Raw genomic sequence first — 24,573 nt, 5'->3', positions numbered from 1 at the left:
TGCAGGACTTTTTTCTTGATTCTGTTCAGTCGGGATGGGCCGCGAACGGCAGGAAACGCGTGCTGCCAACAGGTTTAAGCGCCGCTAGCAAAACGTCGCTGGCAAGGAGGCGACGCGGCCAGTGGCGCTTTGTTAGCGGCTCCAGTCTACGCCAAGTGCAGTTCGCTGACGATGGGCGCGTGGTCGGACAGGCGCGTCCACGGTCCTTCTCTCAACACCTGTGCAGCCTCGACCTTGAAGCCGCGCAGGTAGATCCGGTCCAGCCGCAGCCACGGCAGCATCGCCGGGAAGGTGCGCGCCGGACGGATCGGCGCCGACAACCCGCCCATCCTGCGCAGGCCGTGCATCAGGCCCTTGGTGATCGGCTGGTCGAACACTTCCATCACACCCAGGCGCTGATACAGCAGCTTGCTCAACTGGTTGGTCCAGTCGTTGAAGTCGCCGGCGATGATCAACGGCGCATCGGGCGGCGAGGAAGAGCGCACTGCCTCGATCAGCGCCGCAGTCTGGCGACGGCGGCTGCCGGCGAACAAACCGAGGTGGATCACATAGCAATGCACTTCCACGCCATCCACCGGCACCACGCAATGCAGGATGCCACGCGACTCATAGGCATGGTCGGAAACATCCTGGTTGCGGATCGAAGCGATGGCGAAGCGCGAAATCAGCGCATTGCCGTGATGACCGTGATCGTACACGGCGTTCATGCCATACGCCGAATGATGGGTTTCACCGGCCAGGTATTCATGCTGGCCCTGCTGCGGCCAGTTGGATTCGTGGCGCAGGGCGTTCAGGTCGTGCCGGCCCTGCACTTCCTGCAGGAACAGGATATCGGCATCAAGCTGGGCCAGCGCCTGCTTGAGCGCCAGGATGCGCGGCCGGCCGCCGAACGAAGTCACGCCTTTGTGGATGTTGTACGTCGCGACACGCAACTTCATGAGAACAACCTTTCTTCTTCTGCCCGCTACGCTGCCCGGCTCAGCCTTGCATATAACTCGGCAACTGCAGGATCGCTTCCGCATTGGAAGGCGAGAAACAACGATCGGCCGCTTCACGGTATGGCAGCCACTGGTAGCGCGTGTGCTCGCGCGGGGCCAGCGTCACCGGAATATCGCGCGGCACCAGCAGCCCGAAAACGTGCTCGGTGTTCTTCGTCACGCCGGGCGCATAACGGTGCCGCCAGACCGGATAGATTTCATAGATATTGGAAAGTTGCCAGTCGCGCAAATTAGCCACCGGCAAGGCGTTCCCGATCGCCTCACTCGATTCTACCCCTGCGGCTGCCACCACGATGCCGGTTTCTTCCTGCACTTCGCGTCGGGCAGTTTCCGACAGGTCTTCTTCCGGCGTGTCCTTGGAGCCGGTCACCGACTGCCAGAAGCCGGCCTTATCGGCACGTTCGATCAGCAGCACTTCGCGTTCGGCGGTGTGGATCACCACCAGCACCGACTCAGGAATCTTGTAGGGACGTTCGTTCATTGCGCTCGCAAAAAGAAAAAGGCGCCGGGGAAACCGGCGCCTTTCATTATGCCCAAAACAGCAAGCTTAAGCCTTGACTGCCGGCTCGGTATTACGCAGGCGAATATGCAGCTCGCGCAATTGCTTCTCGTCGACCGCCGACGGTGCCTGGGTCAACAGGCACTGCGCACGCTGGGTCTTCGGGAAAGCGATCACGTCGCGGATCGATTCTGCACCGGCCATCATGGTCACCAGACGGTCCAGGCCGAAGGCGATGCCGCCATGCGGAGGCGCGCCGTATTGCAGCGCGTCCAGCAGGAAGCCGAACTTCAGGCGTGCTTCCTCGTCGTCGATCTTCAGCGCGCGGAACACCTTGCTCTGCACTTCGGCGCGGTGGATACGCACCGAACCGCCGCCCAGTTCCCAGCCGTTCAGCACCAGGTCATAGGCCTTGGCGATGGCGGCGCCCGGGTTGGTCGAGATGAAGTCCTCGTGGCCATCCTTGGGCGAGGTGAATGGGTGGTGCAGCGCGACCCAGCGCTGGTTGTCTTCGTCGTATTCGAACATCGGGAAGTCGACCACCCACAGCGGACGCCATGCCTCGTCGAACAGGCCGTTCTTCTTGCCGAAGTCGCTGTGGCCGATCTTCACGCGCAGCGCGCCGATGGCGTCGTTGACGACCTTGGCGCGGTCGGCGCCGAAGAAGATCAGGTCGCCGTCTTGCGCGCCGGTCTTCTCGATGATCGCGGCCAGGGCGGCGTCATGGATGTTCTTGACGATCGGCGATTGCAGGCCGTCGCGGCCCTTGGCCTTTTCGTTGACCTTGATGTAGGCCAGGCCCTTGGCGCCGTAGATGGCGACGAACTGGGTGTAGGCATCGATTTCCGAACGCGGCATGTCGGCGCCGCCCGGCACGCGCAGGCCGACCACGCGGCCGCCTTCGCTGTTGGCGGCACCTGAGAACACCTTGAAGTCAACATCCTTCATGACGTCGGTCAGTTCGGTGAATTCCAGTTTCACACGCATATCCGGCTTGTCCGAACCGTACATGCCCATGGCGGTGGCGAAGTCCATGACCGGGAACGGGTTCGGCAGGTCGATGTCGAGCGCGTTCTTGAACACCAGGCGGATCATGCCTTCGAACAGGTCACGGATCTCTTGTTCGTTGAGGAACGAGGTTTCACAGTCGATCTGGGTGAATTCAGGCTGGCGGTCGGCACGCAGGTCTTCGTCGCGGAAGCACTTGGTGATCTGGTAGTAGCGGTCGAAGTTGGCCACCATCAGCAACTGCTTGAACAGCTGCGGCGACTGCGGCAGCGCGAAGAATTCGCCGGCGTTCACGCGCGAGGGCACCAGGTAGTCGCGCGCGCCTTCCGGGGTCGACTTGGTCAGCATCGGGGTTTCGATGTCGATGAAGCCTTGCGCGTCCAGGAACTTGCGCACTTCCATCGCCACCTTGTAGCGCAGGCGCAAGTTGTTTTGCATCTGCGGACGGCGCAGATCCAGCACCCGGTGTGTCAGGCGGGTGGTTTCCGACAGGCTGTCGTCGTCCAGCTGGAACGGCGGCGTGACCGACGGGTTCAGCACTTCCAGCTCGTGGCACAGCACTTCGATCTTGCCCGACTTCAGGTTGGCGTTGGTGGTGCCTTCAGGACGGTTGCGCACCACACCGGTGATGCGCAGGCAGAATTCGTTACGCACCGCTTCGGCGTTCTTGAAGACTTCGGCGCGGTCCGGATCGCACACCACCTGCACCAGGCCTTCGCGGTCGCGCAGGTCGATGAAGATCACGCCGCCGTGATCGCGGCGACGGTGCACCCAGCCGCACAGGCTGACGGTTTGGCCGAGCAGTGCCTCGGTAGTGAGGCCACAGTATTGGGTTCGCATGGACATGGTTCTGATTCCGTTGACAGTGTTCTTGTTTGATTCGAGGTATTGATTGGGAGCGAAGGCGGGGCTGGCCGGCGCAATGGCGCCGGTCGCCCCGTCAATTGCGAGGCGTCGCCGATTCGGTGATGATTTTCTTGTCGGCCAGCATTTCCGGGGCCACGACGCCCATGGAGACAATGTACTTCAGCGCTTCATCGACCGACATATCAAGCTCGATCGACTCCGCGCGCGGCAGCATCAGGAAAAAACCCGAAGTCGGGTTGGGAGTCGTCGGCACATACACGCTGATGTAGTCGCCCTCCAGATGGTTCTTCACCTCGCCGCCCGGCGTGCCGGTCAGGAAGGCGATGGTCCAGGAACCGTGGCGCGGGTACTGGATCAATACCGCCTTGCGGAAAGCGTTGCCCGACGACGAGAACAGGGTATCCGACACCTGCTTGACGCTGGAATAGATCGACTTGACCACTGGGATGCGGGTCAGGATGCCTTCCCACACCGAGACGATCTGGCGGCCGATGAAATTGCGCGCCGCCAAGCCTGTCAGGAAAATGATCAGCAGCGTAAGGATAGTGCCCAGGCCGGGAATATAGAAGCCCAGCAGGGCTTCCGGACGCCAGCTCGGCGGCAGCAGCAGCAGCGACTGGTCCATCGTGCCGATGATCAGATTGAGCACCCAGACCGTAATGGCCAGAGGCACCAGGATCAGCAGGCCGGTAATGAAATATTTGCGCATGGGTCTGGGTCGGTGACGCTGCCCCTCAGCTGGCGCTGGGAGTGGAAGCGGTCGGGGTCGAAGGAGCTGCAGCCGGTGCTGCAGGTGCAGGCGCCGCAGCGGGGGCGGCGGCAGCCGGCGCGGCGTCGGTGCTCGTGGCGGTCTCGCTCGAGGCCAGCCCGGTACCGGTGGCGCCCACGCTGTTGCTGGTACCGCTGCCGTTACCCCGGAAATCGGTCACATACCAGCCGGAACCCTTCAACTGGAAACCGGCCGCGGTCAGTTGCTTCCTGAAGCTGTCCTTGTTGCAGGACGGGCAAACGGTCAACGCATCGTCGGAGATCTTCTGCAAGACATCCTTGGCAAAACCACACGCTTCGCAGCGATACGCGTAAATCGGCATGACTAACTCCGCAAAAAACTTCCAAAACCCTGAATTATAAAGGCTTTTGGCGCTCTTTTCGCGGCCCGTGCGGCGACTTGTCCACAAGCTGCGCTTTGTGCAATGGCCAAACCCGGAATGATTGTTTTGACAACACGAAGAAAACCCCTCTCCGGCCGGCACTCCGCATTTGCTTTTATGCAATTTTTCAGGCGGCGACTGTTTCGGGGCGGGAGTTCTTCAGCGTACGCAAGAACTCCCGGCACCACCAATGCACATCAAACTCGCGAATGTTGCCCATCAGCGCCGCATGCCGCTCGCGCCGTTCGGCCAGCGGCATCTGCAGCGCATGCTGAATCACCTGGGCAACGCCGTGGGTGTCGTAGGGATTGATGATGAGGGCTTCCTTCATCTGCTCGGCCGCGCCGGCGAAGCGCGAGAGCACCAGCACGCCGGGATCTTCGGCGTCCTGGGCGGCGACGAATTCCTTGGCGACCAGGTTCATGCCGTCGCGCAGCGGTGTGACCAGCGCCACGGCACAGGCGCGGTACAAACCCGGCAGGCGACGGCGCGCGACGGTGCGGTGGATGTAGCGGATCGGCATCCAGTCAAAGTCACCGAAGTCGCCGTTGATGGAGCCGCACAGGCTTTCCAGCTCGTGCTGGATGTCGCCGTAGGCCTCCACATCCTCGCGGCTGGGCGAAGCGATCTGCAGCAGCGTGGCGCTGTGGCGATTTTCCGGATACAGGCGCAACAGCTCGCGGAAAGCACGGATACGCTGCGGCAATCCCTTGGAGTAGTCCAGGCGATCGACGCCGATCAATAGCCGCCGGCGCGAATATTCCTGTTTGGTGCTTTCATAGGTGTCGCGCGCCTCCTTGGCGCGGCCCAGGCGCTGGAAGTCGGCCACGTCGATGCCGATCGGGAAGGCGCCGGCATGCACGGTGCTGTTGAAGGCGCGGTACTGGTTGGCGCCAACCGGTTCGGCGGTCGCTTCTGCCTGCACATATTGCGCGAAGTGCTGCAGGTCGGCATGGCTTTGGAAGCCGACCAGGTCGTAGGCGAACAACGCGCGCATCAGCCATTCGTGCGAGGGGATGGCGGTCAGGATCGGCGGCGGCGGCAGCGGAATGTGCAGGAAGAAACCGATGCGCGCCTCGCAACCCATGGCGCGCAACTCGGCGGCCAGCGGGATCAGGTGATAGTCGTGGATCCAGATGATGTCGTCGCGTTTCAGGAGCGGGAACAGCTTGCGTGCAAACAGCTGGTTCACGCGGCGGTAGCCGCCCAGATGGCCGGATTCGAAGTGCGCCAGGTCGAGCCGGTAATGGAACACCGGCCACAGCACGCCATTGGCGTAGCCGCGATAGTAGGCGTCATGGTCTTCCTGGCACAGGTCGAGCTCGGCCAGCGTCACCGTGCCGGCCTGGTGCACGCGCAGTTCGCCTTCGCCGGGCGTGCCTTGCTCCACCACCTTGCCGCTCCAGCCGAACCACATGCCGCCGGTCTTCTTCAACGTCTCGCCCAGCGCCACCGCAAGTCCGCCAGCGGCAGGCTTGCGCGGGTCGGCCAGGCGATTCGACACCACCACCAGTCTACCCATCAGATCACCGCCTCCCATGACGCCGACAAGCGCATCGCACAATTGATGATGCCCACCATCGAGTATGTCTGCGGGAAATTGCCCCACATCTCGCGCGTGACCGGATGCGTGTCTTCCGACAGCAGGCCGAGGTGGTTGCGTGCGTCCAGCATGTCGTTGAAGATCGCGCGCGCCTGCTCCTTGCGGCCGATGCGCGCCAGCGCGTCAATGCGCCAAAACGTACAGATGTTGAATGCCGTCTCGGGCCGGCCGAAGTCGTCCGGCGCTTCATAACGGCGCATGTAAGGGCCGTCGCACAGATATTTTTCCAATGCGTCGACGGTGGAGATGAAGCGCTGGTCGGTCGGCGCGATCAGGCCGACTTCGACCATCAGCAGCACGCTGGCGTCGAGGTCGCGGCCACCGAAACTTTCGGCATAGGCCTGGCGCTGCTCATTCCAGGCTTCGGTCAGGATGCGCTCGCCGATTTCCTCGGCGCGGGCGCGCCAGTATTGCTGGCGCTCCGCCAGATCCAGCCGCGCGGCGATCTTGGCCAGGCGGTCGCAGGCAGCCCAGCTCATCAGCGCCGACGAAGTATGGATGCGCGAGCGCGTGCGCAGCTCCCACATGCCGGCGTCCGGCTGGTCATAGACTTCATAGGCGCGTTCGCCGACCGCTTCCAGATGCTGGAAATGCTCGGCGCCGGCACGGTGATGCAAGCGCATATCGTGAAAGGCCTGCGCCGCACCGAGCACGATGTTGCCGTAGACGTCGTGCTGGAAATGTTCGTAGGCCTGGTTGCCCACGCGCACCGGCGGGTAGTTCCGGTAGCCGGGCAAATGGTCGAGGTTCTGTTCAGGCAACGCCTCTTCGAGGCCGATGCCGTACAGCGGCTGCACATGGCCACCGCCGGAACGCACCACCACATTGGTCAGCCAGCGCAGATAGTCTTCCATGGTCCCGAGTTCGGACAGGCTGTTCAACGCGCGCACCACGAAGAAAGCATCGCGCAGCCAGCAATAACGGTAATCCCAGTTGCGCTGGCTGCCGGGCGCTTCCGGCACGCTGGTGGTCATGGCGGCGATGATGGCGCCGGTGTCTTCATAGACCGACAGCTTGAGCGTGATGGCGGCGCGGATCACCGCATCCTGCCACTCCAGGGGCGTCGCCAGCGCGCGGCTCCAGTTGCGCCAATAGGCCAGCGTCTCCTGTTCGAAATCGCGCGCGGTGTCGTTGATGCCGCCATGCAGGGTTTCATCGGGACCGAGGATGAAGCTGTAGGGGCGGCTGATCACAAAGGCCGTCTCGCCGACGATATAGCTGATGGGCGCGTCGGTGTTCAGGCGCAGCGTCTGCCCATTGCCGACATAGCGGATGTGGTTGCTGCCGCGCGTTTCCAGCGGCGCTTCACGGCCCCAGTCGAACTTGGGACGCAAGATGACGCGCATGCGCGGCGCGCCCGACAGCGGGTGGATGCGACGCACCACCTGCAATGGCCGGAAGAAGCGGCCGCGGCTGTGGAAGCGCGGCGCCAGGTCGGTGATCTCGATGCCCTGCCCCAGCGTGTCATACAGGCGCGTGCGCAGCACTGCGGTATTGGGCTCGTACCATTGCTCGCTGTGCGAGAAATTCTCCAGCTGGAAAGCCCACAGGCTGCCGTTGTCGGTGGGGTCGAGCAGAGCGTTGAAGACCGGATCGCCGTCAAAGCGCGGCAGGCAGCACCAGACGATGCGCCCCATCTTGTCGACCAGCGCCGAGAAGGCGCAGTTGCCGATCACGCCGAGGTCGAGGGAAGAAGTGGAGGGATTGTCGTGCGCCTGCGCCGCCAGGTGCGGCTGTTCTGAGTGCTGTGACTGGGAATGCGGCGATGGCTGGGGTTCTTGCTGCGGATCGGTACTTGGCTGGCTCATGGTTCCCTCATGCTCTGTTGTCCAGATTTCTTGGTGGAAGACTGATGCGCCGCCGGGCTGCTAGCGAGCCCTCGCGCAATGGCGACGAACTAAAGGCTGGAGGACGGATGCGCATCCAGCGCCTGGCGCAACAAACCGAGCACGGCAGCCGGATTGTCCACACGCGCGAAAGCCTGGCTGGGTCCCGCGCCCACCTTGATACCCAGGCCGTTCATGGTTTCCGATTGGACCAGGGCGAAGCCGGCCTCATCGGTGATGTCGTCGCCGATGAACACCGGCCGCCGGCCGCGGAACGGCGTCTCATGCAAAAAGGCGGCGACAGCGTCGCCCTTGTTCACGTGCGGCTTGGCCTCCACCACCATCTTGCCGTTGAGCATGGTGAAGCCGGGCTCGTGCTTCAAGGCATCGATCATGGTGTCGATGCAGCGCTGCTGAAGATGGGCGGCATGGCGATAGTGCAAGGCCAGCGCACCGCGCTTGATCTCCAGCTGCAGGCCGTCATGCGAATTGACCAGCGGCATCAGCCGCTGGCGCAGGTGATGCACATCGGCCACCGGCTGGGCAATGATGCGCCCATCGGCGGTGCGCCGCTCGGCTCCATGCACTCCCGCCAGCGGCAAGCGCAGGGGGGCCAGGAAAAAATCGAGCTGGTCCAGGGGGCGGCCGCTGACAATGGCCAGCGCACCGTTGGATTCTTGTTGTATTCGCTGCAAGAGCGTGATCAGTTCCGGCGGCACCACAATATCTTCAGGCTGTGGCGCGAGATCGACCAGCGTGCCGTCGAAGTCCAGAAATAACGCGTCGGCAGCAAAATCGTAGTGGCGAGTTTGCTTAGTCATGTCCTTTCAGGTTAATGAATAGCAAATAAGTTCCAATTGTTTATCGAACAACTTTGCCTTTATTCCTAGAACAAAAACGAAATACGGCCGCGCGGCATTGCCGGGCGGCCGTATCACGAACAAGCGGAAAATCAGGACTGGCTGCTGCCTTCGGGCGCGCCGGCCAGGATAGGCGGCACCGGTGCCAGTAATTGCGGCATCAAGGAGCCGGCCACCATGCCGCCAATGCTGCACAAGAGGCCCATCAATTGCGGCGGCCAGAAGCCGTCGGGTGCCGAGTACTCCAGCGTGATCCAGGAGATCAGACCGAACACCATGGCCATCAGCGCCTCCTGGCGGGTGGCGCGCTTCCAGTAGACGCCAAAGGCCAGCGGCACGAAGGCGGCCACCAGCGTGACCTTATAGGCGCTCTCCACCATCTGGTAAATGCTGGACTGGCTGCTGAGCGCCAGCCAGGTCACACCCACGGTAAACACCAGCACCACGATACGCATCGAGAGCAGGAATTCGCGGTCGCTCTTCCACGGGCGAATTTCCTTGAGCACGTTTTCGGTGAAAGTCACCGACGGCGCCAGCAGGGTCGCGCTGGCGCAGCTCTTGATGGCCGACAGCAGCGCACCGAAGAACATCACCTGGGCGAACACCGGCATCTTCTCCATGATCAGCGTGGGCAGCACCAGTTGGGAGTCGGTCTCCAGCAGCTTGGATACCATGCCCGGATCGATCAGCGTGGCCGAGTAGGCCAGGAAGATAGGAATGAAGACGAAGAAGAAATAAATCACGCCGCCCAGGATGGAGGCATTGCGGGCCACGTTTTCACTCTTGGACGACATCACGCGCTGGAACACGTCCTGCTGCGGGATGGAACCCAGCATCATGGTGATCCACGCGGCAAAGAACCACAGCACCTCCTTGGCATTGGGCGCTGGCCAGAATTCGAACTTGCCGGCATCGAACGCATGCTGGATCACCACGCCGGGGCCGCCGACCATGCCGGAGACTTCCCAGCCGATGTAGAGCATGCCGACTACCACGATGATCATCTGCAGGAAATCGGTGATCGCCACTGCCCACATGCCGCCCATCAGGGTATAGATCAGCACGCTGCCGGCGCCGATGATCATGCCCCAATGCATGGGGATATAACCGCCGGAAACGACATTGAACACCAGGCCCAGCGCCTTGATCTGTGCCGCCACCCAGCCCAGGTAGGAAATCACGATACAGATGGTGACCAGCATTTCGGCGGCGCGGCCGTAGCGCTTCTTGTAATAGTCGCCGATGGTCAGCAGGTTCATGCGGTACAGCTTCTTGGCGAAGAACATGCCGACTAGGATCAGACACAGCGAAGAACCGAAGGGGTCGGCCACGATGCCGCGCAAGCCTTCCTGCAGGAAGGTCGACGACACCCCGAGCACAGCCTCGGAACCGAACCAGGTGGCAAACACCGTAGCGGTCACCACCGACATCGGCAGTGAACGGCCGGCAACGGCGTAGTCCTTCGAACTCTTGACGAACTTGGTGGCGTACAGACCGATGCCAACCGAAATGATCCAATAGAGAACGACGAACCAGAGGAGTGCATTCATGCCTTGATCCTTGCAATAAGCACCTGTACATGAACCGGTGCTGAGGCCTGGGGGATAGAAGAAAAACGCGCATTATAGCGGCAACTCCGGCGCGAAAAGCCGCCTGCGGGCACACATTTACGCATGGCTTGCCGATGGGCAGCAGGCGCCCGCCGGTTAGCTTGTCGATAAGCAAGAAACGCTCCCATGCGAATGCCGGAAGCAGGGACGATGGACCAGGGGAACCGGGCTGCCGCGCCGCATCAGCGGCCGGCGGCAGGGTCAGGCGCCTTCGTTATTGTGCTGGTAGGAAGGGCAGCCATCCTTGCCCCATTTGCCGTTGCATAACTTCCACAGGCAAGCCTCGCGCGCAAACAGGGATAACGAGCGGCATTGCTGGACCTGTTCGGCCAGTCCGGGGGCAGCCGGGACATCCACCACCGCAGGCTGCTCAGGTGCGGCCTGCTGGACACGCTCGGCCTTGGCACGGGCCGCGGCCAATTGGGCTTCGGCTTCGCGGCGGCGCTGTTCGCGCAGCGCCAGGGCGGCATCTTCGCGTCGGCGGTGCGCCTCGGCAGCGGCCCGCTTGTGCGCCAGCAATTCGGCCTTTTCTTCGGCTTCCTGCTGCAAGACGGCGATCTCGTCGCCAACCGGGGCTGCCGCAGGTTCTGATGCCACGGCGGCAAGCGGCGCTGCGACAGGCGGCGCGGCTTTTTGTTTTCTCAGTGAAGGCAAGTGCGGCGCCATCGGCTTCAAGGCGCGCTCCGGCCACGGCCATTGGGCACTCCACCATAAGGCGAGACCGATCACGACCAGCGTCAGCAGCGAAATCGGCCAGGCGCGTTGCGGGGATGCCGTCGCGGCATGCGGCATCGGCTCCCGCTCATCGAATACCGATACGGCAATCCTTGGCTCGGCTTGAGGCTGGAAAAACGGCGCTGCAGCCGGCACGGCCACTCCAGGCACCGGGGATGCCGGCGCGTCGAAGCGGGCAGGCGCATCCGCTTCAGCGGAAGTAGCCACAGCGGCTGTCACCGCGGCGGCGGCCACGGCAGCGGCAGTTATCTGGGATGCACGGATTTCGAGTTCGTCGTCGGAAATGGCGGAAATAGACCTTCCGGCCTCATGTGGCGCAAGCATACCGGCGTCGGCATGCGCACCGGCGCCGACACCTTGGCCGCGATCTTCCCCATTGCGATGCAGGGCCTGCATTGACTTCCCCTGTGTTTGAGAACCTATTCAGGATCTCTGAACCCGTTCACGTTCCCGTCCGCGCCATCCCGGCGGTATCGGACACCTCCCGTTCGTTTGGTATGTTTCTGCCCGGTCTCCGTAGTCGCCGGTATCAGCATCGATAGCGGCTTATTTATGCGGGCGTATTCTTCAACGGGGGGTTTATTTTGCGCCCAAATTTCTGAAAGGCAAATCAAAGAATGCAGGTGCAGCAAAATTTCTACATCCCAGTCCTGGCTTGTGTTGCCGCGCCGCCAACAAAAACAAACGGCAGCCGCGTCGCCGGGGCTGCCGTGTGCAAAAACATCAACGAATTACATCATCCGGCGATGCTTTCCAGAGCAAACAAGTCGGCCGGATTCTCACGCTTGCGGATCAGATGCGCGCGATCGCCATCCACCAGCACTTCGGCCGCGCGGCCGCGGGTGTTGTAGTTGGACGCCATGGTCATGCCGTAAGCGCCGGCCGACATCAGGGCCAGCAAATCGCCCTCTCCGATGGCGAGTTCGCGTGCGCGCGCCAGCCAGTCGCCCGATTCGCACACCGGGCCGACCACATCGTAGACCTGGGCATGGCCGGCATTTTCCTTGACGGTTTTCACGCCATGCCAAGCTTCATACATGGCCGGGCGCATCAGGTCGTTCATGGCGGCGTCGACCACGGCAAAATTCTTGCCCTCGCCGTGCTTGAGGTATTGCACCTCAGTCAGCAGCACGCCGGCATTGCCGACGATCGAGCGCCCCGGCTCGAACATCACCTGGATCTGGCGGCCGCCGTATTTTTGCTTGCGCCAGGCATCGATCCGGGCGAACACGCGCGCCAGGTAGTCGCCTACCGCGACCGGCTGTTCATCGTCATAAACGATGCCGATGCCGCCGCCGATGTCGAGGTGGTGGATGGGGATACCCTCCGCTTCCAGCGCATCGACCATCTCGATCACCTTGTCCAGCGCCTCCAGCAACGGTGAGTCGTCCAGCAGTTGCGAGCCGATGTGGCAATCGATGCCGACCACTTCGATGTTGGGCAGGGCGGCAGCGGTGCGATAGCAATTGAGCGCATCCTCATAGGCCACGCCGAACTTGTTTTCCTTCAGGCCGGTGGAAATGTAGGGATGGGTCCGGGCATCGACGTTGGGGTTCACGCGCAGCGAAATGCGTGCACGCTTGCCCAGTTCGCCTGCCACTTCGTTCAGGCGCGCCACTTCGGGGATGGATTCGACGTTGAAGCACAGGATGTCGTGCTCCAGCGCCAGCTTCATCTCGTCGCGGCCCTTGCCCACGCCGGAGAAGATTACCTTGCGCGCATCGCCGCCGGCCGCCACCACGCGCAGCAGCTCGCCGCCGGAGACGATGTCGAAACCCGAACCGAGCTTGCCCAACAGGTTCAGCACCGCCAGGTTGGAGTTCGACTTGACCGAATAGCACACCAGCGCGCCCTCCTCGCCTCGGCCGGCCGTGCGGCAGGCATCGGCGTAAGCCGAGAAATTCTCGACCAGCGCCGCCTTGGAATAGACGTAAAGCGGCGAACCAAATTGCGCGGCCAATGCCTGCAACGATACTTGTTCGGCGTGCAGCACGCCGTTGCGATAGGAAAAATGGGACATGGAAGTCGGGGTAACGGAAATCTGTTGGTTCGATCCGGCGTCGGCGGTCGGGTCAGACCGGCGCTGGCGTAAAGTACTTACTCGTTGCCGGCGGCCGGTTTGGCCTGCTCCGCAGCGGATTTGAATGCATCCGGTTTGGGCGAAGTCTGGGCCAGCGGATCGGGCGGGATCTTGGGCATGTACAACGGCCCCTTCTGGCCGCAGCCGGCCAAGATCAGGAGCAACGAAGAGGCTGCCATTACGGTCGCACGGCGGGCAAGAGAATTAGGTGACTTCACGATAGAATGGTGGATTACTGTAAATCTTGAGAATGCTTTGGAGTTTAGCATGACGGAAACGGAATTCCTGGACTTGGCCGACGCCACACTCAATGCCATCGAAGGCGCGCTGGAAAAGGCCTGCGACGACGGCGACCTGGACGTCGAATGCAGCCGTAGCGGCAACGTCCTGGAAATCGAATGCATCGATAACGGCTCCAAGATCATCGTCAACAGCCAGGCGCCGATGCAGGAGCTGTGGATTGCCGCCCGCTCCGGCGGTTTTCACTACAAATATGACGGCCAGCGCTGGCTCAACACCCGCGACGGCTCCGAAATGTACGCCGCGTTGTCGGAAGTCGTCAGCAGCCAGAGTGGCGTGCAAGTCACCCTGCAGGCTTGACGCGCACCGGTACTTAGCGCCTGGAATACCGCCCCGATGCGGCCGATGTCGCTTTTTCCACGTTCCGGCGCTTATACTTGCACCTTTTCCAACCTTGCCACCTGACTTGAATTGAAGCCAGCAGCACCCATGCGCCGTTCTCTCTTTCCATCCAAACGGCACCCTGCCTTCCTGTTCCTGCAACGCGGCCTCGCGCGCTTGCGCTGGATCATCGTGCTGACGGTGTTGTCGGTGGCAGCCGCGCTGGGCCTGCCGAAACTGGTCACACGCATCAGCCACGACCACAGCCCGCAAACGCAAGCGGCTGAATCGGCCCTGCGCGCCATCAGCGCAGGCCTGGAGCAATACCGCAAGGACAACGGCCGCTACCCCAGCACCCAGCAAGGCCTGCTGGCGCTGGTGATCAAGCCGGTGCGCGCACCGGTGCCGGACAACTGGCCCATCGGCGGCTACGTCGAACGCCTGCCGCGCGACCCCTGGGGCAATTCTTACCAGTACGGTGCAGACGAGGACGGCGCCAGCTACCAATTGTTCTCTTTCGGCGAAGCCGGCCCTGACGGCGGCGAAGACGATGCCCATGTGATTCGCCTGCACTGAAGGCAAGCCAACTCATCCTGCCGCGGCCACTGGCCGCTTTTTTTTTGCCCCCGCATTCTCGCCGGGCAATAAACCACTGGCCTCTAGCATGGTGGCCATACGCCATCAAGCCTCTCTCCCCAAATCTTTTCCTGTTGTTGCGCGCACGCACCCACGCGCAAAATCCTTACATCTTTTTACAGTTAATCGGTAATATTAATAAAAACGATTCCTATTAACTAAACAAAGAAAATCCCATGAAGTTCCGCCTCAAGCCCGGCCGCCTCGCTGTGCTGACTGCCCTTTCCGCCTGCTCCGTCACTCCCCTCGGTTTCGCCCAAACAACAGACAGCCTGCCCCAGGTGCAGGTCAGCGGCTCGCGCACCAACGACGCCTACGTCGCGCCCACCGCCATCAGCGGCACCAAGAGCGAAGCGCCTTTGCGCGATATCCCGCAGACCATCAACGTGGTGCCGGCGCAGGTGATCAAGGACCAGAACGCCACTTCGCTGCAGGATGTGCTGAAGAACGTGCCAGGCTTGGGCATGTCGACCGGCGACGGCCAGCGTGACCAGGTGTTCATCCGCGGCTTCACCGCCATCGGCGACCAGTTCGTCGACGGCTTCCGCGACGACGCGCTGTATTTCCGCGACCTCTCCAACGTGGAAACGGTGGAAGTGATCAAGGGCCCGGCAGCCGTTCTGTATGGCCGAGGCTCTTCGGGCGGCCTGATCAACCGCGTGACCAAGAAGCCGGGCGTGGATGTGTCCGATGTCAGCTTCACTGCCAACAGCACCGCCGGCCGCCGCGCCGAACTGGATCTGGGCCGTGGCGCCACCGACAACGGCGTGGTGTCCTGGCGCCTGACCGGCGCCGTGGAACGCGGCGACAGCTACCGCGCCCAGCAATTCATCGACCGCACCGCGATTGCCCCGTCGATGGAATTGCGTTTCTCGTCGGATACCAAGCTGCTGCTGCAAGCCGATTATCTGGAAGACCGTCGTCTGACCGACTTCGGCATTCCTTCATACAAGGGGCGTCCGGTCAGCGTTGATCCTGGCACCTACTACGGCGCCTCCAATGCACGCGATGCCGACTTCAGCCAGTCGCGCGTGATGTCCACTTCGGCCACCTTCACACATCGCCTCAACGACACGCTATCGTTCCGCAACGGCTTCCGTTACTACGACTACCATCTGAATCGCAACAACACCAACATCAGCGGCAACGTCAACGAAGCAACCGGCATGATGACGCTGGCACACGCCAAACTCAACCGCGACGAAAACGGCTGGTTCAACCAGAGCGAACTGACCCAGAAGCTGCAACTGGGCCAAACGAAACACGAAATCCTGTACGGCATCGAATTCGGCAGCCAAAGCAAGGACGCCGCAAGCTACAGCGCCCCGCTTAGTTCCAACTGGACCACCTCGATCTTCAATCCGGTGCTGCAGCCAGTGAACCCGAACCTGCTGGGAGCGCCGACCAGCACCTACGGCACCTACGACACAACCGCGGCGTACCTGCAGGATTCGATCGCCTTCAACACCCAATGGAAAGCACTGCTTGGCCTGCGTTACGACAGCTTCAAGCAAAAGTCGCGCATCGTCGGCGGCTCTGCGCCAGGCGATCTGTCGCGTACCGACAATGCCTTCAGTCCGCGCGCCGGCCTAGTATGGCAACCGACCGAAGTTCAGTCCTACTATCTGTCCTGGAGCCGCTCGTTCCAGCCTTCCGCCGAACTGCTGCCGCTGGCGGTGACCAATGCTAACCTGGCGCCTGAAGTCACCCGCAATACAGAAGCCGGCGCCAAGTACGATTTCCTGGACGGCCGCGCCAGCGCCACGGTGTCGGTATTCCGCCTGGAACGCGACAACATCAAGGCCGCCGATCCGACCAATAACAATCTTCTGGTCCCAGTTGGCAAGCAGCGTACCGACGGCATGGAGCTCACCCTGAGCGCTGACCTTAAGGATGGCTGGAAGGTCATGGCCGGCTACGCCTACCTGGATGCCGTCATTACCGACTCGATCGGCGTGGATCGCAGCGTCACTGCGGCTGGCGCAGTCCCCTTCAAAGGCAAGAACGCCACCCTGACACCCAAGCACAGCGGCAACGTATGGCTGACCAAGGACTTGGGCAGCGGCTTCATCGTCGGCGGCGGCGCCAACGCCGTGGGTGCGCGCTTCGCCAACCCCGGCAACACCGTCACCCTGCCCGGCTACGTGACAGCCGATGCGATGGCGGCCTACCGCACCGCCAAGTACGACATCCAGCTCAACATCAACAACATCTTCAACACCGGCTACATCGTCTCGGGCCACGGCACCAGCCCCAACCTGAGCCTGCCGGGCGCACCGCGCAACGTGGCGCTGACCTTGCGCTACCACATGTAAGCCCAAGTCTTGCGGCAATAAAAAACCTCCGCCGGAGCGATCCGCGGAGGTTTTTGTTTGTGCGGCCGGATGGCGGGACGTCGGTTTTTCTTACAGCTTGTCGCCGCCGTCCGCCAGTTTCTTCAACAGTTCCGACTTGAGCTGCTGCCGCTCGCCCGACTGGCTCTTGCGATGCGGCCCGGCGCCGCCTGCGCGCTGCTGCGCGGCGACGGCAACCGGATTGCGCGGCTTGGCAGTGCGCTGCGAGGGCTCCACGCGAAAACTCAGCTTCTGCCGCGTTCCCATTCCCTTGTTGGCCATCGCAGTGCCCTCCTCTGCGTCGCGCCTTACAGCACGTAGCGCGACAGGTCTTCGTTGACCGCCAGTTCGCCCAGGCGCTCGTTGACGTAGGCCTCGTCAATCGTGAATCCGCCCACGCCAGCTTCACCCGCAGTGAAGGAGATCTCTTCCAGCAGCTTTTCCATCACCGTGTACAGGCGGCGGGCCCCGATGTTTTCAGTCTTCTCGTTGACCGAGTAGGAGATCTCCGCCAAGCGCTTGATGCCGCTCTCGACGAATTCGATCTGCACGCCTTCGGTCGCCAGCAAAGCCTGGTACTGCTTGGTCAGGCAGGCGTCGGTGCCGGTCAGGATGCGTTCGAAATCGGCAATCGACAGCGAGTCCAGCTCGACGCGGATCGGGAAGCGGCCCTGCAACTCGGGGATCAGGTCGGACGGCTTGGACAGGTGGAACGCACCCGAGGCGATGAACAGGATGTGGTCGGTCTTGATCATGCCGTACTTGGTGTTCACCGTCGTGCCTTCCACCAGCGGCAGCAGGTCGCGCTGCACGCCGGCGCGCGAAACGTCGGCGCCGCCGTTGGTCGAACGGGTAGCGATCTTGTCGATCTCGTCCAGGAACACGATGCCGTTCTGCTCGACATTGGCGATCGCCTTTTTCTTCAGTTCGTCCTCGTTGACCAGCTTGGCGGCTTCCTCGTCGATCAGGAACTTCATGGCTTCCTTGATCTTGACCTTGCGCGCCTTCTTGCGCTGATTGCCCAGGCCCGAGAACATCGACTTGATCTGCTCGGTCATCTCTTCCATGCCCGGCGGCGCCATGATTTCCATCTGCTGCCCGCCTTCGGACAACTCGACCTCGATCTCGCGATCGTCCAGCGCACCCTCGCGCAGGCGCTTGCGGAAAGTCTGGCGGGTGGTGTTCTTTTCATCCTTCTCAGCGCCGCCGCCGGTGCTGCCTTCCGGCGTGAAGCCGAAGTCGCGCGCGGGCGGCAGCAGGATGTCGAGGATACGGTCTTCGGCGGCGTCTTCGGCGCGGGCGCGCACCTTGCGCACTTCCACCTCGCGGGTCTGCTTGATGCCGATGTCGACCAGGTCGCGGATGATGGTGTCGACGTCGCGGCCGACATAGCCGACCTCGGTGAACTTGGTCGCTTCGATCTTGATGAAGGGCGCGTCGGCCAGCTTGGCCAGGCGGCGCGCGATCTCGGTCTTGCCCACGCCGGTGGGGCCGATCATCAGGATGTTCTTCGGCGTGATCTCGTGGCGCAGCGGCTCTTCGACCTGCTGGCGGCGCCAGCGGTTACGCAGCGCGATAGCCACCGCGCGCTTGGCGCGGCCCTGGCCGACGACGTGCTTGTCGAGTTCGGAGACGATTTCATTGGGGGTCATGTTCATGGCAATGTTCTTTTCGCTGAGGCTGTTCATCGGGTGAAAAAGGAACCGGGAGGCAAGCCTTGCCATGTCCGGTTCAAGCGCTCGCTCACCTTATTCGAGTGTTTCGATGATGTGGTTCAGGTTGGTGTAGATGCACAGTTCGCCGGCGATGGTCAGCGACTTCTTGACGATCTCGGCCGGCGACAAATCGGTATTTTCCTGCAGCGCCTTGGCCGCCGACTGCGCGTAAGTGCCGCCCGAGCCGATGGCGCCGATGCCGTCGGTCGGCTCCAGCACGTCGCCGTTGCCGGTGATGACCAGCGTGCTTTCCTTGTCGGCCGCCAGCAGCATCGCTTCCAGGCGGCGCAGCATGCGGTCGGTGCGCCAGTCCTTGGCCAACTCGACCGAGGCGCGCATCAGGTTGCCCTGGTGCTTTTCCAGTTTGGCCTCGAACAGGTCGAGCAGCGTGAAGGCGTCGGCCGTGCCGCCGGCGAAACCGACCAGGACCTTGCCGTGGTACAGCTTGCGCACCTTGCGCGCGGTGCCCTTCATGACGATGTTACCGAGCGTCACCTGGCCGTCGCCGCCTAGCGCGACCTCGTTGCCGCGGCGAACGGAAAGGATGGTGGTGCCGTGAAATTGTTCCATGCTTGCCTCTGTTCAATATGTGCGTTGTGTGCTGCCTGCGGATGCCGGGCCACCCCTCATCCCATTCGGGCGGGGCTGAGCCGTCCGCGTTTTTTCGAGATGGGGTTGGTCGGACGGATTGCAAGGCATTGCCTAAATGCCATCGAAGGACGGTATTTTACGCCCGCAATAAAAACGGGCGCTGCGGCATCGCTGCCGAAGCGCCCGAAGGAGGGCAAATCAGGGACAGGCGCCATACCGCGCCCGAGGCCGCAACGTCAGACCGAGATCGTCATCAGGCTGGCGTTGCCGCCGGCCGCAGTGGTGTTCACGCACAGCGCGCGCTCGGCCAGCAGGCGCCACAGCGGGATCGCCGTGTCTTCGCTGCACACGATGATGGGCACCAGCGCGCCGTCACGGGCGGCCAGCTTGCCGCGCCAGGCTTGTACCGCATGGCTGTCCACCAGCGCGGCCTGCAGCGGTTCGCCATCCAGCTGGTCCGACTTGCAGATGGCCGCGCGTACCTGCTGCGGCAGGCCGGCCGGAATGAAGGCGGCGGTAGCCGCATCGGCCACCACCGTGTTGCCGGTGGCGAAGGCCGCGGCCAACTGGTTCAGCAGCGTGCCCACACTGCCCGCCACGCACAGCACCAGGCCGCGCGGAGCGAAGGCCAGCGTGTTGCGCTCGCCGGTCGGGCCGGGCAAGAGCAGGCTGCGCTGCAGCAGGCTGTCGTCGTGATAACGCTGGCCGGCGGCAGCGAGGCGTTCATGGCCGTGGGTCTTGGCCCAGTGCAACAAGCTATCCAGCAAGGCGTTGGCGACTGCAGCCGGCTGCGCCTTTTGCAACTCTTCCTGCAACTGCGGATTGCGTTGCAGGCGCTTGAGGTAGAGCGGCCCGCCGGCCTTGGGACCGGTGCCGGACTTGCCTTCGCCGCCGAAGGGCTGCACGCCCACCACGGCGCCGACGATGTTGCGGTTCACGTAAATGTTGCCCACGTGTGCGCGCTCGGCCACGAAATCGATGGTCTCGTCGATGCGCGAATGCACGCCCAGGGTCAAGCCATAGCCGGTGGCGTTGATGGCGTCGACCAGTTGCGGGAGCTGGTCGCGGCGGTAGCGCAGCACGTGCAGCACCGGGCCGAACACTTCACGCTGCAACTGGCCTAGGTTATCGATCTCGATCACCGTCGGCGGCACGAAGGTGCCATGTTCGCAAGCGGCGTCCAGCTTCAGCTGGTGTACCGACTTGGCGCTGCCGCGCATGCGCTCGATATGAGCCAGCAGATTCTGCTGCGCCTCGGCATCGATCACCGGGCCGATATCGGTCGCCAGGCGGTCGGGACGGCCCACGCGCAATTCGGCCATGGCGCCCTTCAGCATCTCCAGCGTGCGGTCGGCGATGTCTTCCTGCAGGCACAGCACGCGCAGCGCCGAGCAGCGCTGCCCGGCGCTGTCGAAGGCAGACGACAGCACATCCACCACCACCTGCTCGGCCAGGGCGCTGGAGTCGACGATCAGCGCGTTCTGGCCGCCGGTCTCGGCGATCAGCGGCACGTCGCCGTGTTCGCCATTCTCGCCGTGGTTGCGCTTGGCCAAAGTGCGGTTAATCAATTGGGCGACTTCAGTGGAGCCGGTGAAGATCACACCCTTGACGCGCTCATCCGAAGTCAGCGCTGCGCCGACGGTCTCGCCACGGCCCGGCAGCAATTGCAGCGCAGCGCGCGGCACGCCGGCGTCATGCAGCAATTGCACGGCACGGTGCGCGATCAGCGCGGTCTGTTCGGCCGGCTTGGCCAGCACCACATTGCCGGCGGCCAACGCGGCGCTGACTTCGCCGATGAAGATCGCCAGCGGGAAGTTCCACGGGCTGATGCACACCACCGGGCCATAGGCCAGCGCATTGCCGTCATGGCGCGACTGGATGGCGTAATAGCGCAGGAAGTCCACCGCCTCGCGCACTTCGGCAATCGCGTTGGGCAACGACTTGCCGGCTTCGCGCACGGCCAGCGCCATCAGTTCGGCAATGTCGGCTTCCAGCAGGTCGGCCGCGCGCTCCAGCAACGCAGCGCGCTCGGCGGCCGGCGTGGCTTGCCATTGCGGTGCGAATGCAGTAGCGGCGGCGAGCGCGGTTTCGACGTCCGGCAATGCGGCTTCGATGACGCCACCCACCACTTCGCGGTGGTCGGCCGGGTTGCGCACGATCTGCTGTTCAGTAGCGACAACGTCCCCTGCGATCAGCGGCGCGGCTTGCCATTGGCGGTCGGCCATGCGGCCGAACAGTTGGTCCAATTGGCGCAGGCGCTCTTCGTTGGAGAGGTCGATGCCGGCCGAATTCTTGCGCTCCTGGCCGTACAGCCTGTGCGGCAGCGCGATGGCCGGGTGCGGCAACCCGCCTTGGGCGCGCACGGTCTCGATGGGGTCGGCCACCAGCTTGTCCAGCGCCACGGCTTCGTCGACGATCTGGTTGACGAAGGACGAATTGGCGCCGTTCTCCAGCAGGCGGCGCACCAGGTAGGCCAGCAGCGTCTGGTGCGAACCGACCGGCGCATAGACGCGGCAAGCCTTGCCCAGGTTGTCCTGGCCGACCACCTGGTCGTACAGGGTCTCGCCCATGCCGTGCAGGCACTGGAACTCGTAATCGTCGATGTTGTGCAGCTTGGCCCAGTTCCAGATCGCCGCCAGCGTATGCGCATTGTGCGTGGCGAACTGCGGGTAGATCACGTCGGTGGCGGCCAGCAGCTTTTGCGCGCAGGTCAGGTAAGACAGGTCGGTGTGCACCTTGCGGGTGTAGACCGGATAGCCTTCCAGGCCGTCGACCTGGGCGCGCTTGATTTCGCTGTCCCAGTAGGCGCCCTTGACCAGGCGGATCATCAGGCGGCGGCCGTTGCGGCGCGCCAGGTCGACCAGGTAGTCGATCACGAACGGGCAGCGCTTCTGGTAACCCTGCACGACAAAGCCCAGGCCGTCGAAACCGGCCAGATCGGGATCGGCCACCAGCGCTTCCATCATGTCCAGCGACAGCTCAAGGCGGTCGGCCTCCTCGGCGTCGATGTTCAGGCCGATGTTGTATTGCTTGGCCAGCAGCAGCAGTTGCTTCAGGCGCGGCAGCAACTCCTCCATCACGCGCGATTGCTGGGCGCGCGAATAGCGCGGGTGCAGCGCCGAGAGCTTGACCGAGATGCCTGGGCCATCCTTGATGCCGCGGCCGTTGGAGGCACGGCCGATGGCGTGGATCGCATCCTCGTAGGATTGGTAATAGGCATCGGCGTCGTGCATGGTCAGTGCCGCCTCGCCCAGCATGTCGTAGGAATAGCGATAGCCGCGCTTCTCATTTTCGCGGCTGTTGTCCAATGCTTCCTCAATGGTCTGGCCGGTGACGAACTGGTTGCCCAGCATGCGCATGGCCAGGTCCACCCCCTTGCGGATCAGCGGCTCGCCGCCACGGCCGATCAGGCGCGTGATGGCCGAGGTCAGGCTGCTTTCGCTGTTGGTGGACACCAGTTTGCCGGTGATCAACAGGCCCCAGGTCGCGGCATTGACGAACAGCGACGGCGACTCGCCCAAGTGCTTGCGCCAGTCGCCCTTGCTGATCTTGTCGGCAATCAGGCGATCCGCGGTCTGCCGGTCGGGAATGCGCAGCAGCGCCTCGGCCAGGCACATCAGCGCCACGCCCTCTTCGGAGGACAGCGAGAATTCATGCATCAGCGCATCCACGCCGGAGGAACGCGTGCGCTTCTCGCGCACTTGCTGCACCAGCTTTTTGGCCAGCTGCTGCGTCTGCTCCTGCCAGGGTGCCTGGCTCTTGACTTGGCCCAACAGCCATTTCACCGCTTCGGGTTCGTCACGGCGATAAGCTGCGGTGATGGCGGCACGCAAGGCGCCGGGAGCGTGCTGCACCTCGGCGTGAAAGGCGCCGAAAGGCAGGCCGGAGGAAGAAACGGGGGCGTCAGCCGTGGTGGTGGTCGGGGCGGCGATGGTCATGGATGGACTGGAAATATCAGTAAATACCGGTGAATTGGAAGAGGTTTTCGCCCCCGGATTCTATGCGGGAACAACCAATATTAATTCTGTATTTGATTGCATTAACCAGTATTTAATTTAGTGATTTCACTTATCTCTAAATTAAATTTTCAACAGGCGGGCAAGAAATCGCCCAACATCAGCCTGCGGCCCAACTCAGCCGCGCGCCTGCCCACGGCGCCGGCGCAGCAGCGCGAAATCGCTCGCCGAACCGAGCAGCAAGGCACGGCTCCATACATGCTTGCGGCTTTCACGATACACCAGGTAACTGCCCATGAGGCCCAGCGCAAAACGGGCAAACATGTAGCGCTCGCCAAGCAGCACCGCCACTCCCATGGTGAACACCATGTGCATGAACATGATCACGAATGCCGCCTGTCCCAGTCCGGCCAGGCAACGCGCAACGGCCGTATGGCGGAAGGCGATGTGGCGAGCGATGCGCATCAGCGTCACGCAGCAGGCCAGGGCGGCGGCGAAGGTCAGGACGGGCACGCCGTAGTGGGCCACCTTCATGTCGTAACCCAGGCCGAGATTCCAGCCAAAGTAGCGATTGGCGAGCAGTACCGCGCATGCCAGTCCGGCCGCCACCGCCGCTGCGCGGTAGGTGCGCCGTTGCTGCGGCATGGCATGCAACAGGTAGCCGGCATAGAAAAACGGCGCTGCCGCCAACGCCACATTGATCGCCCACGGCACCTGCAGGGCCGGGAAGAACCAATTGTTGGCATAACTCAACGCCAGCATGCCCGCATGCAGCCATAGCAGCGTGCGACGGCGATAGCGCCCCAGCAGCCAGGCTTCCACCAGCAGCACCGCATAAAAGCTGGTCACGAACCAGAACGCCGCCACCCACGACGACAGGCGGCTTCCGCCCAGCAGCAAGTCGCCAGCGAAATCGAACACGGCGGCCTTGTCGTGCGGCTTGTTGGCAAACAGGTCGACGGCCAGTGGAATATGGATGGCCAGCAGAAACACGGCATAAGGAATCAGCAGCTGTATTGCCTTGCGGCGGGCGAATGCTGCAATATCGTCGACCGGGCGGAACAGGTAACCGCTGATGAAGAAGAACAGCGGCATGTGGAACAGGAAAATCAGGTCGAAGCTGTAGCCGCCATAGACGTGGCCCCATACCACCAGCACGATGCCGATGCCGCGGAAGACGTCTATCCATTGCTCGCGTTGCATGCGCTGTCCTTTGCGATGGGTGCCGGGCTGCCTCGCAACAAGCCCGGGCCTGTTGTGTAAAAGGACAGTGTGAAACGGGTATGAGTTCAGGCAAATGCGAGAGCACTGCTGTTGGGCCATTCAGCCCGAGCGGAAGGATGAGGCGCGCTGCACGCCACTGGGTCCCTGCTTTCGCAGGGACGGCGTCGATTGGGATGCTATCTGCAACCCATCAATAAAAACGCCGCATCCGTGGCGCATGCGGCGTCATGGTGCTACAGCCAGCGATAGGAGTGCCGCCT

20 protein-coding genes are annotated in these 24,573 nt (G+C 62.8%); 3 read left to right on the top strand and 17 right to left on the bottom strand.

What is annotated here, in order from left to right; all coding sequences use genetic code 11:
- Positions 1–146: 146 nt before the first annotated feature.
- The 12 genes from AKL28_RS20585 to lptM form a co-directional block, all read right to left on the bottom strand.
- Positions 147–938 (bottom strand): endonuclease/exonuclease/phosphatase family protein, encoded by a 792-nt coding sequence (locus AKL28_RS20585; RefSeq protein ID WP_050470191.1) that lies wholly within the window; start codon positions 936–938, stop codon positions 147–149.
- Between the two features lie 40 nt (positions 939–978).
- On the bottom strand, positions 979–1,479 hold the full coding sequence (gene nudB, locus AKL28_RS20580) for a dihydroneopterin triphosphate diphosphatase (protein ID WP_050470190.1): 501 nt from the start codon (positions 1,477–1,479) through the stop codon (positions 979–981).
- Between the two features lie 66 nt (positions 1,480–1,545).
- Entirely contained in the window at positions 1,546–3,351 is a 1,806-nt protein-coding gene (gene aspS, locus AKL28_RS20575) for an aspartate--tRNA ligase (RefSeq protein WP_050470189.1), read from the bottom strand.
- 94 nt (positions 3,352–3,445) lie between these two features.
- Positions 3,446–4,081, bottom strand: coding sequence for a DUF502 domain-containing protein (locus tag AKL28_RS20570; protein ID WP_050470188.1), 636 nt, complete (start codon positions 4,079–4,081; stop codon positions 3,446–3,448).
- 25 nt (positions 4,082–4,106) lie between these two features.
- Positions 4,107–4,463 (bottom strand): FmdB family zinc ribbon protein, encoded by a 357-nt coding sequence (locus AKL28_RS20565; protein WP_050470186.1) that lies wholly within the window; start codon positions 4,461–4,463, stop codon positions 4,107–4,109.
- Between the two features lie 187 nt (positions 4,464–4,650).
- On the bottom strand, positions 4,651–6,045 hold the full coding sequence (gene otsA / locus AKL28_RS20560; RefSeq protein ID WP_050470185.1) for an alpha,alpha-trehalose-phosphate synthase (UDP-forming): 1,395 nt from the start codon (positions 6,043–6,045) through the stop codon (positions 4,651–4,653).
- Positions 6,045–7,934 (bottom strand): glycoside hydrolase family 15 protein, encoded by a 1,890-nt coding sequence (locus AKL28_RS20555; protein WP_050470184.1) that lies wholly within the window; start codon positions 7,932–7,934, stop codon positions 6,045–6,047. Before AKL28_RS20555 ends, otsA begins: the two co-directional genes overlap by 1 nt.
- A gap of 89 nt (positions 7,935–8,023) precedes the next feature.
- The gene (gene otsB / locus AKL28_RS20550; protein ID WP_050470182.1) at positions 8,024–8,773 is read right to left on the bottom strand and encodes a trehalose-phosphatase; all 750 of its coding nucleotides are present in this window, start codon (positions 8,771–8,773) and stop codon (positions 8,024–8,026) included.
- Between the two features lie 131 nt (positions 8,774–8,904).
- Positions 8,905–10,362, bottom strand: coding sequence for a high affinity choline transporter 1 (locus tag AKL28_RS20545; RefSeq protein ID WP_050470181.1), 1,458 nt, complete (start codon positions 10,360–10,362; stop codon positions 8,905–8,907).
- A 261-nt stretch (positions 10,363–10,623) separates the two neighbouring features.
- Positions 10,624–11,553 carry a hypothetical protein gene (locus AKL28_RS20540; RefSeq protein ID WP_050470179.1) on the bottom strand — a complete coding sequence of 310 codons (930 nt, stop codon included), beginning with the start codon at positions 11,551–11,553 and terminating at the stop codon, positions 10,624–10,626.
- Positions 11,554–11,893: 340 nt separating this feature from the next.
- Positions 11,894–13,177, bottom strand: coding sequence for a diaminopimelate decarboxylase (gene lysA / locus AKL28_RS20535; RefSeq protein ID WP_050470178.1), 1,284 nt, complete (start codon positions 13,175–13,177; stop codon positions 11,894–11,896).
- A gap of 77 nt (positions 13,178–13,254) precedes the next feature.
- Positions 13,255–13,506, bottom strand: coding sequence for an LPS translocon maturation chaperone LptM (gene lptM / locus AKL28_RS25390; protein WP_414735706.1), 252 nt, complete (start codon positions 13,504–13,506; stop codon positions 13,255–13,257).
- Here lptM and cyaY point away from each other — a divergent pair.
- The 3 genes from cyaY (at position 13,505) to AKL28_RS20520 (ending at position 16,809) form a co-directional block, all read left to right on the top strand.
- Positions 13,505–13,837: an iron donor protein CyaY gene (gene cyaY / locus AKL28_RS20530; RefSeq protein WP_050470177.1), complete on the top strand. Its 333-nt coding sequence runs from the start codon at positions 13,505–13,507 to the stop codon at positions 13,835–13,837. The genes lptM and cyaY overlap by 2 nt on opposite strands.
- Before the next feature lie 129 nt (positions 13,838–13,966).
- Positions 13,967–14,434 carry a type II secretion system major pseudopilin GspG gene (gspG, locus tag AKL28_RS20525; protein WP_050470176.1) on the top strand — a complete coding sequence of 156 codons (468 nt, stop codon included), beginning with the start codon at positions 13,967–13,969 and terminating at the stop codon, positions 14,432–14,434.
- Positions 14,435–14,670: 236 nt separating this feature from the next.
- Complete coding sequence (locus tag AKL28_RS20520) at positions 14,671–16,809, top strand: TonB-dependent receptor (RefSeq protein WP_050470175.1); 2,139 nt, start codon at positions 14,671–14,673, stop codon at positions 16,807–16,809.
- A 90-nt stretch (positions 16,810–16,899) separates the two neighbouring features.
- On the opposite strand, the gene AKL28_RS20515 is transcribed toward AKL28_RS20520, so the two are convergent.
- The 5 genes from AKL28_RS20515 to AKL28_RS20495 all read right to left on the bottom strand — a co-directional run bounded on the left by AKL28_RS20515 (position 16,900) and on the right by AKL28_RS20495 (position 24,292).
- Positions 16,900–17,109 carry a hypothetical protein gene (locus AKL28_RS20515; protein WP_050470174.1) on the bottom strand — a complete coding sequence of 70 codons (210 nt, stop codon included), beginning with the start codon at positions 17,107–17,109 and terminating at the stop codon, positions 16,900–16,902.
- A gap of 26 nt (positions 17,110–17,135) precedes the next feature.
- Complete coding sequence (gene hslU / locus AKL28_RS20510; RefSeq protein ID WP_050470192.1) at positions 17,136–18,485, bottom strand: ATP-dependent protease ATPase subunit HslU; 1,350 nt, start codon at positions 18,483–18,485, stop codon at positions 17,136–17,138.
- Between the two features lie 90 nt (positions 18,486–18,575).
- A complete protein-coding gene (gene hslV, locus AKL28_RS20505) occupies positions 18,576–19,112 on the bottom strand; it encodes an ATP-dependent protease subunit HslV (RefSeq protein ID WP_050470173.1) in 537 nt (178 codons plus the stop codon).
- A 257-nt stretch (positions 19,113–19,369) separates the two neighbouring features.
- Positions 19,370–23,071: a trifunctional transcriptional regulator/proline dehydrogenase/L-glutamate gamma-semialdehyde dehydrogenase gene (putA, locus tag AKL28_RS20500; protein WP_050470172.1), complete on the bottom strand. Its 3,702-nt coding sequence runs from the start codon at positions 23,069–23,071 to the stop codon at positions 19,370–19,372.
- Between the two features lie 195 nt (positions 23,072–23,266).
- Entirely contained in the window at positions 23,267–24,292 is a 1,026-nt protein-coding gene (locus AKL28_RS20495) for an acyltransferase family protein (protein WP_050470171.1), read from the bottom strand.
- Between the last annotated feature and the right edge of the window lie 281 nt (positions 24,293–24,573).

Origin of the sequence: Herbaspirillum chlorophenolicum, from assembly GCF_001189955.1 — a bacterium.
GTDB classification, from domain to species: Bacteria; Pseudomonadota; Gammaproteobacteria; order Burkholderiales; family Burkholderiaceae_D; genus Herbaspirillum; species Herbaspirillum chlorophenolicum.
The sequence above is the reverse complement of the archived record's forward strand: the minus strand, read 5'-3'. Positions and strand labels throughout refer to the sequence as shown.

Coding starts and splice junctions, on each gene's coding strand:
- AKL28_RS20515 (WP_050470174.1), bottom strand. CDS start 17,109: ATGGCCAACAAGGGAATGGGAACGCGGCAGAAGCTGAGTTTTCGCGTG.
- AKL28_RS20540 (WP_050470179.1), bottom strand. CDS start 11,553: ATGCAGGCCCTGCATCGCAATGGGGAAGATCGCGGCCAAGGTGTCGGC.
- aspS (WP_050470189.1), bottom strand. CDS start 3,351: ATGTCCATGCGAACCCAATACTGTGGCCTCACTACCGAGGCACTGCTC.
- gspG (WP_050470176.1), top strand. CDS start 13,967: ATGCGCCGTTCTCTCTTTCCATCCAAACGGCACCCTGCCTTCCTGTTC.
- lptM (WP_414735706.1), bottom strand. CDS start 13,506: ATGCTAAACTCCAAAGCATTCTCAAGATTTACAGTAATCCACCATTCT.
- putA (WP_050470172.1), bottom strand. CDS start 23,071: ATGACCATCGCCGCCCCGACCACCACCACGGCTGACGCCCCCGTTTCT.
- AKL28_RS20545 (WP_050470181.1), bottom strand. CDS start 10,362: ATGAATGCACTCCTCTGGTTCGTCGTTCTCTATTGGATCATTTCGGTT.
- AKL28_RS20520 (WP_050470175.1), top strand. CDS start 14,671: ATGAAGTTCCGCCTCAAGCCCGGCCGCCTCGCTGTGCTGACTGCCCTT.
- hslV (WP_050470173.1), bottom strand. CDS start 19,112: ATGGAACAATTTCACGGCACCACCATCCTTTCCGTTCGCCGCGGCAAC.
- cyaY (WP_050470177.1), top strand. CDS start 13,505: ATGACGGAAACGGAATTCCTGGACTTGGCCGACGCCACACTCAATGCC.
- AKL28_RS20570 (WP_050470188.1), bottom strand. CDS start 4,081: ATGCGCAAATATTTCATTACCGGCCTGCTGATCCTGGTGCCTCTGGCC.
- AKL28_RS20585 (WP_050470191.1), bottom strand. CDS start 938: ATGAAGTTGCGTGTCGCGACGTACAACATCCACAAAGGCGTGACTTCG.
- AKL28_RS20565 (WP_050470186.1), bottom strand. CDS start 4,463: ATGCCGATTTACGCGTATCGCTGCGAAGCGTGTGGTTTTGCCAAGGAT.
- hslU (WP_050470192.1), bottom strand. CDS start 18,485: ATGAACATGACCCCCAATGAAATCGTCTCCGAACTCGACAAGCACGTC.
- lysA (WP_050470178.1), bottom strand. CDS start 13,177: ATGTCCCATTTTTCCTATCGCAACGGCGTGCTGCACGCCGAACAAGTA.
- otsA (WP_050470185.1), bottom strand. CDS start 6,045: ATGGGTAGACTGGTGGTGGTGTCGAATCGCCTGGCCGACCCGCGCAAG.
- otsB (WP_050470182.1), bottom strand. CDS start 8,773: ATGACTAAGCAAACTCGCCACTACGATTTTGCTGCCGACGCGTTATTT.
- AKL28_RS20495 (WP_050470171.1), bottom strand. CDS start 24,292: ATGCAACGCGAGCAATGGATAGACGTCTTCCGCGGCATCGGCATCGTG.
- AKL28_RS20555 (WP_050470184.1), bottom strand. CDS start 7,934: ATGAGCCAGCCAAGTACCGATCCGCAGCAAGAACCCCAGCCATCGCCG.
- nudB (WP_050470190.1), bottom strand. CDS start 1,479: ATGAACGAACGTCCCTACAAGATTCCTGAGTCGGTGCTGGTGGTGATC.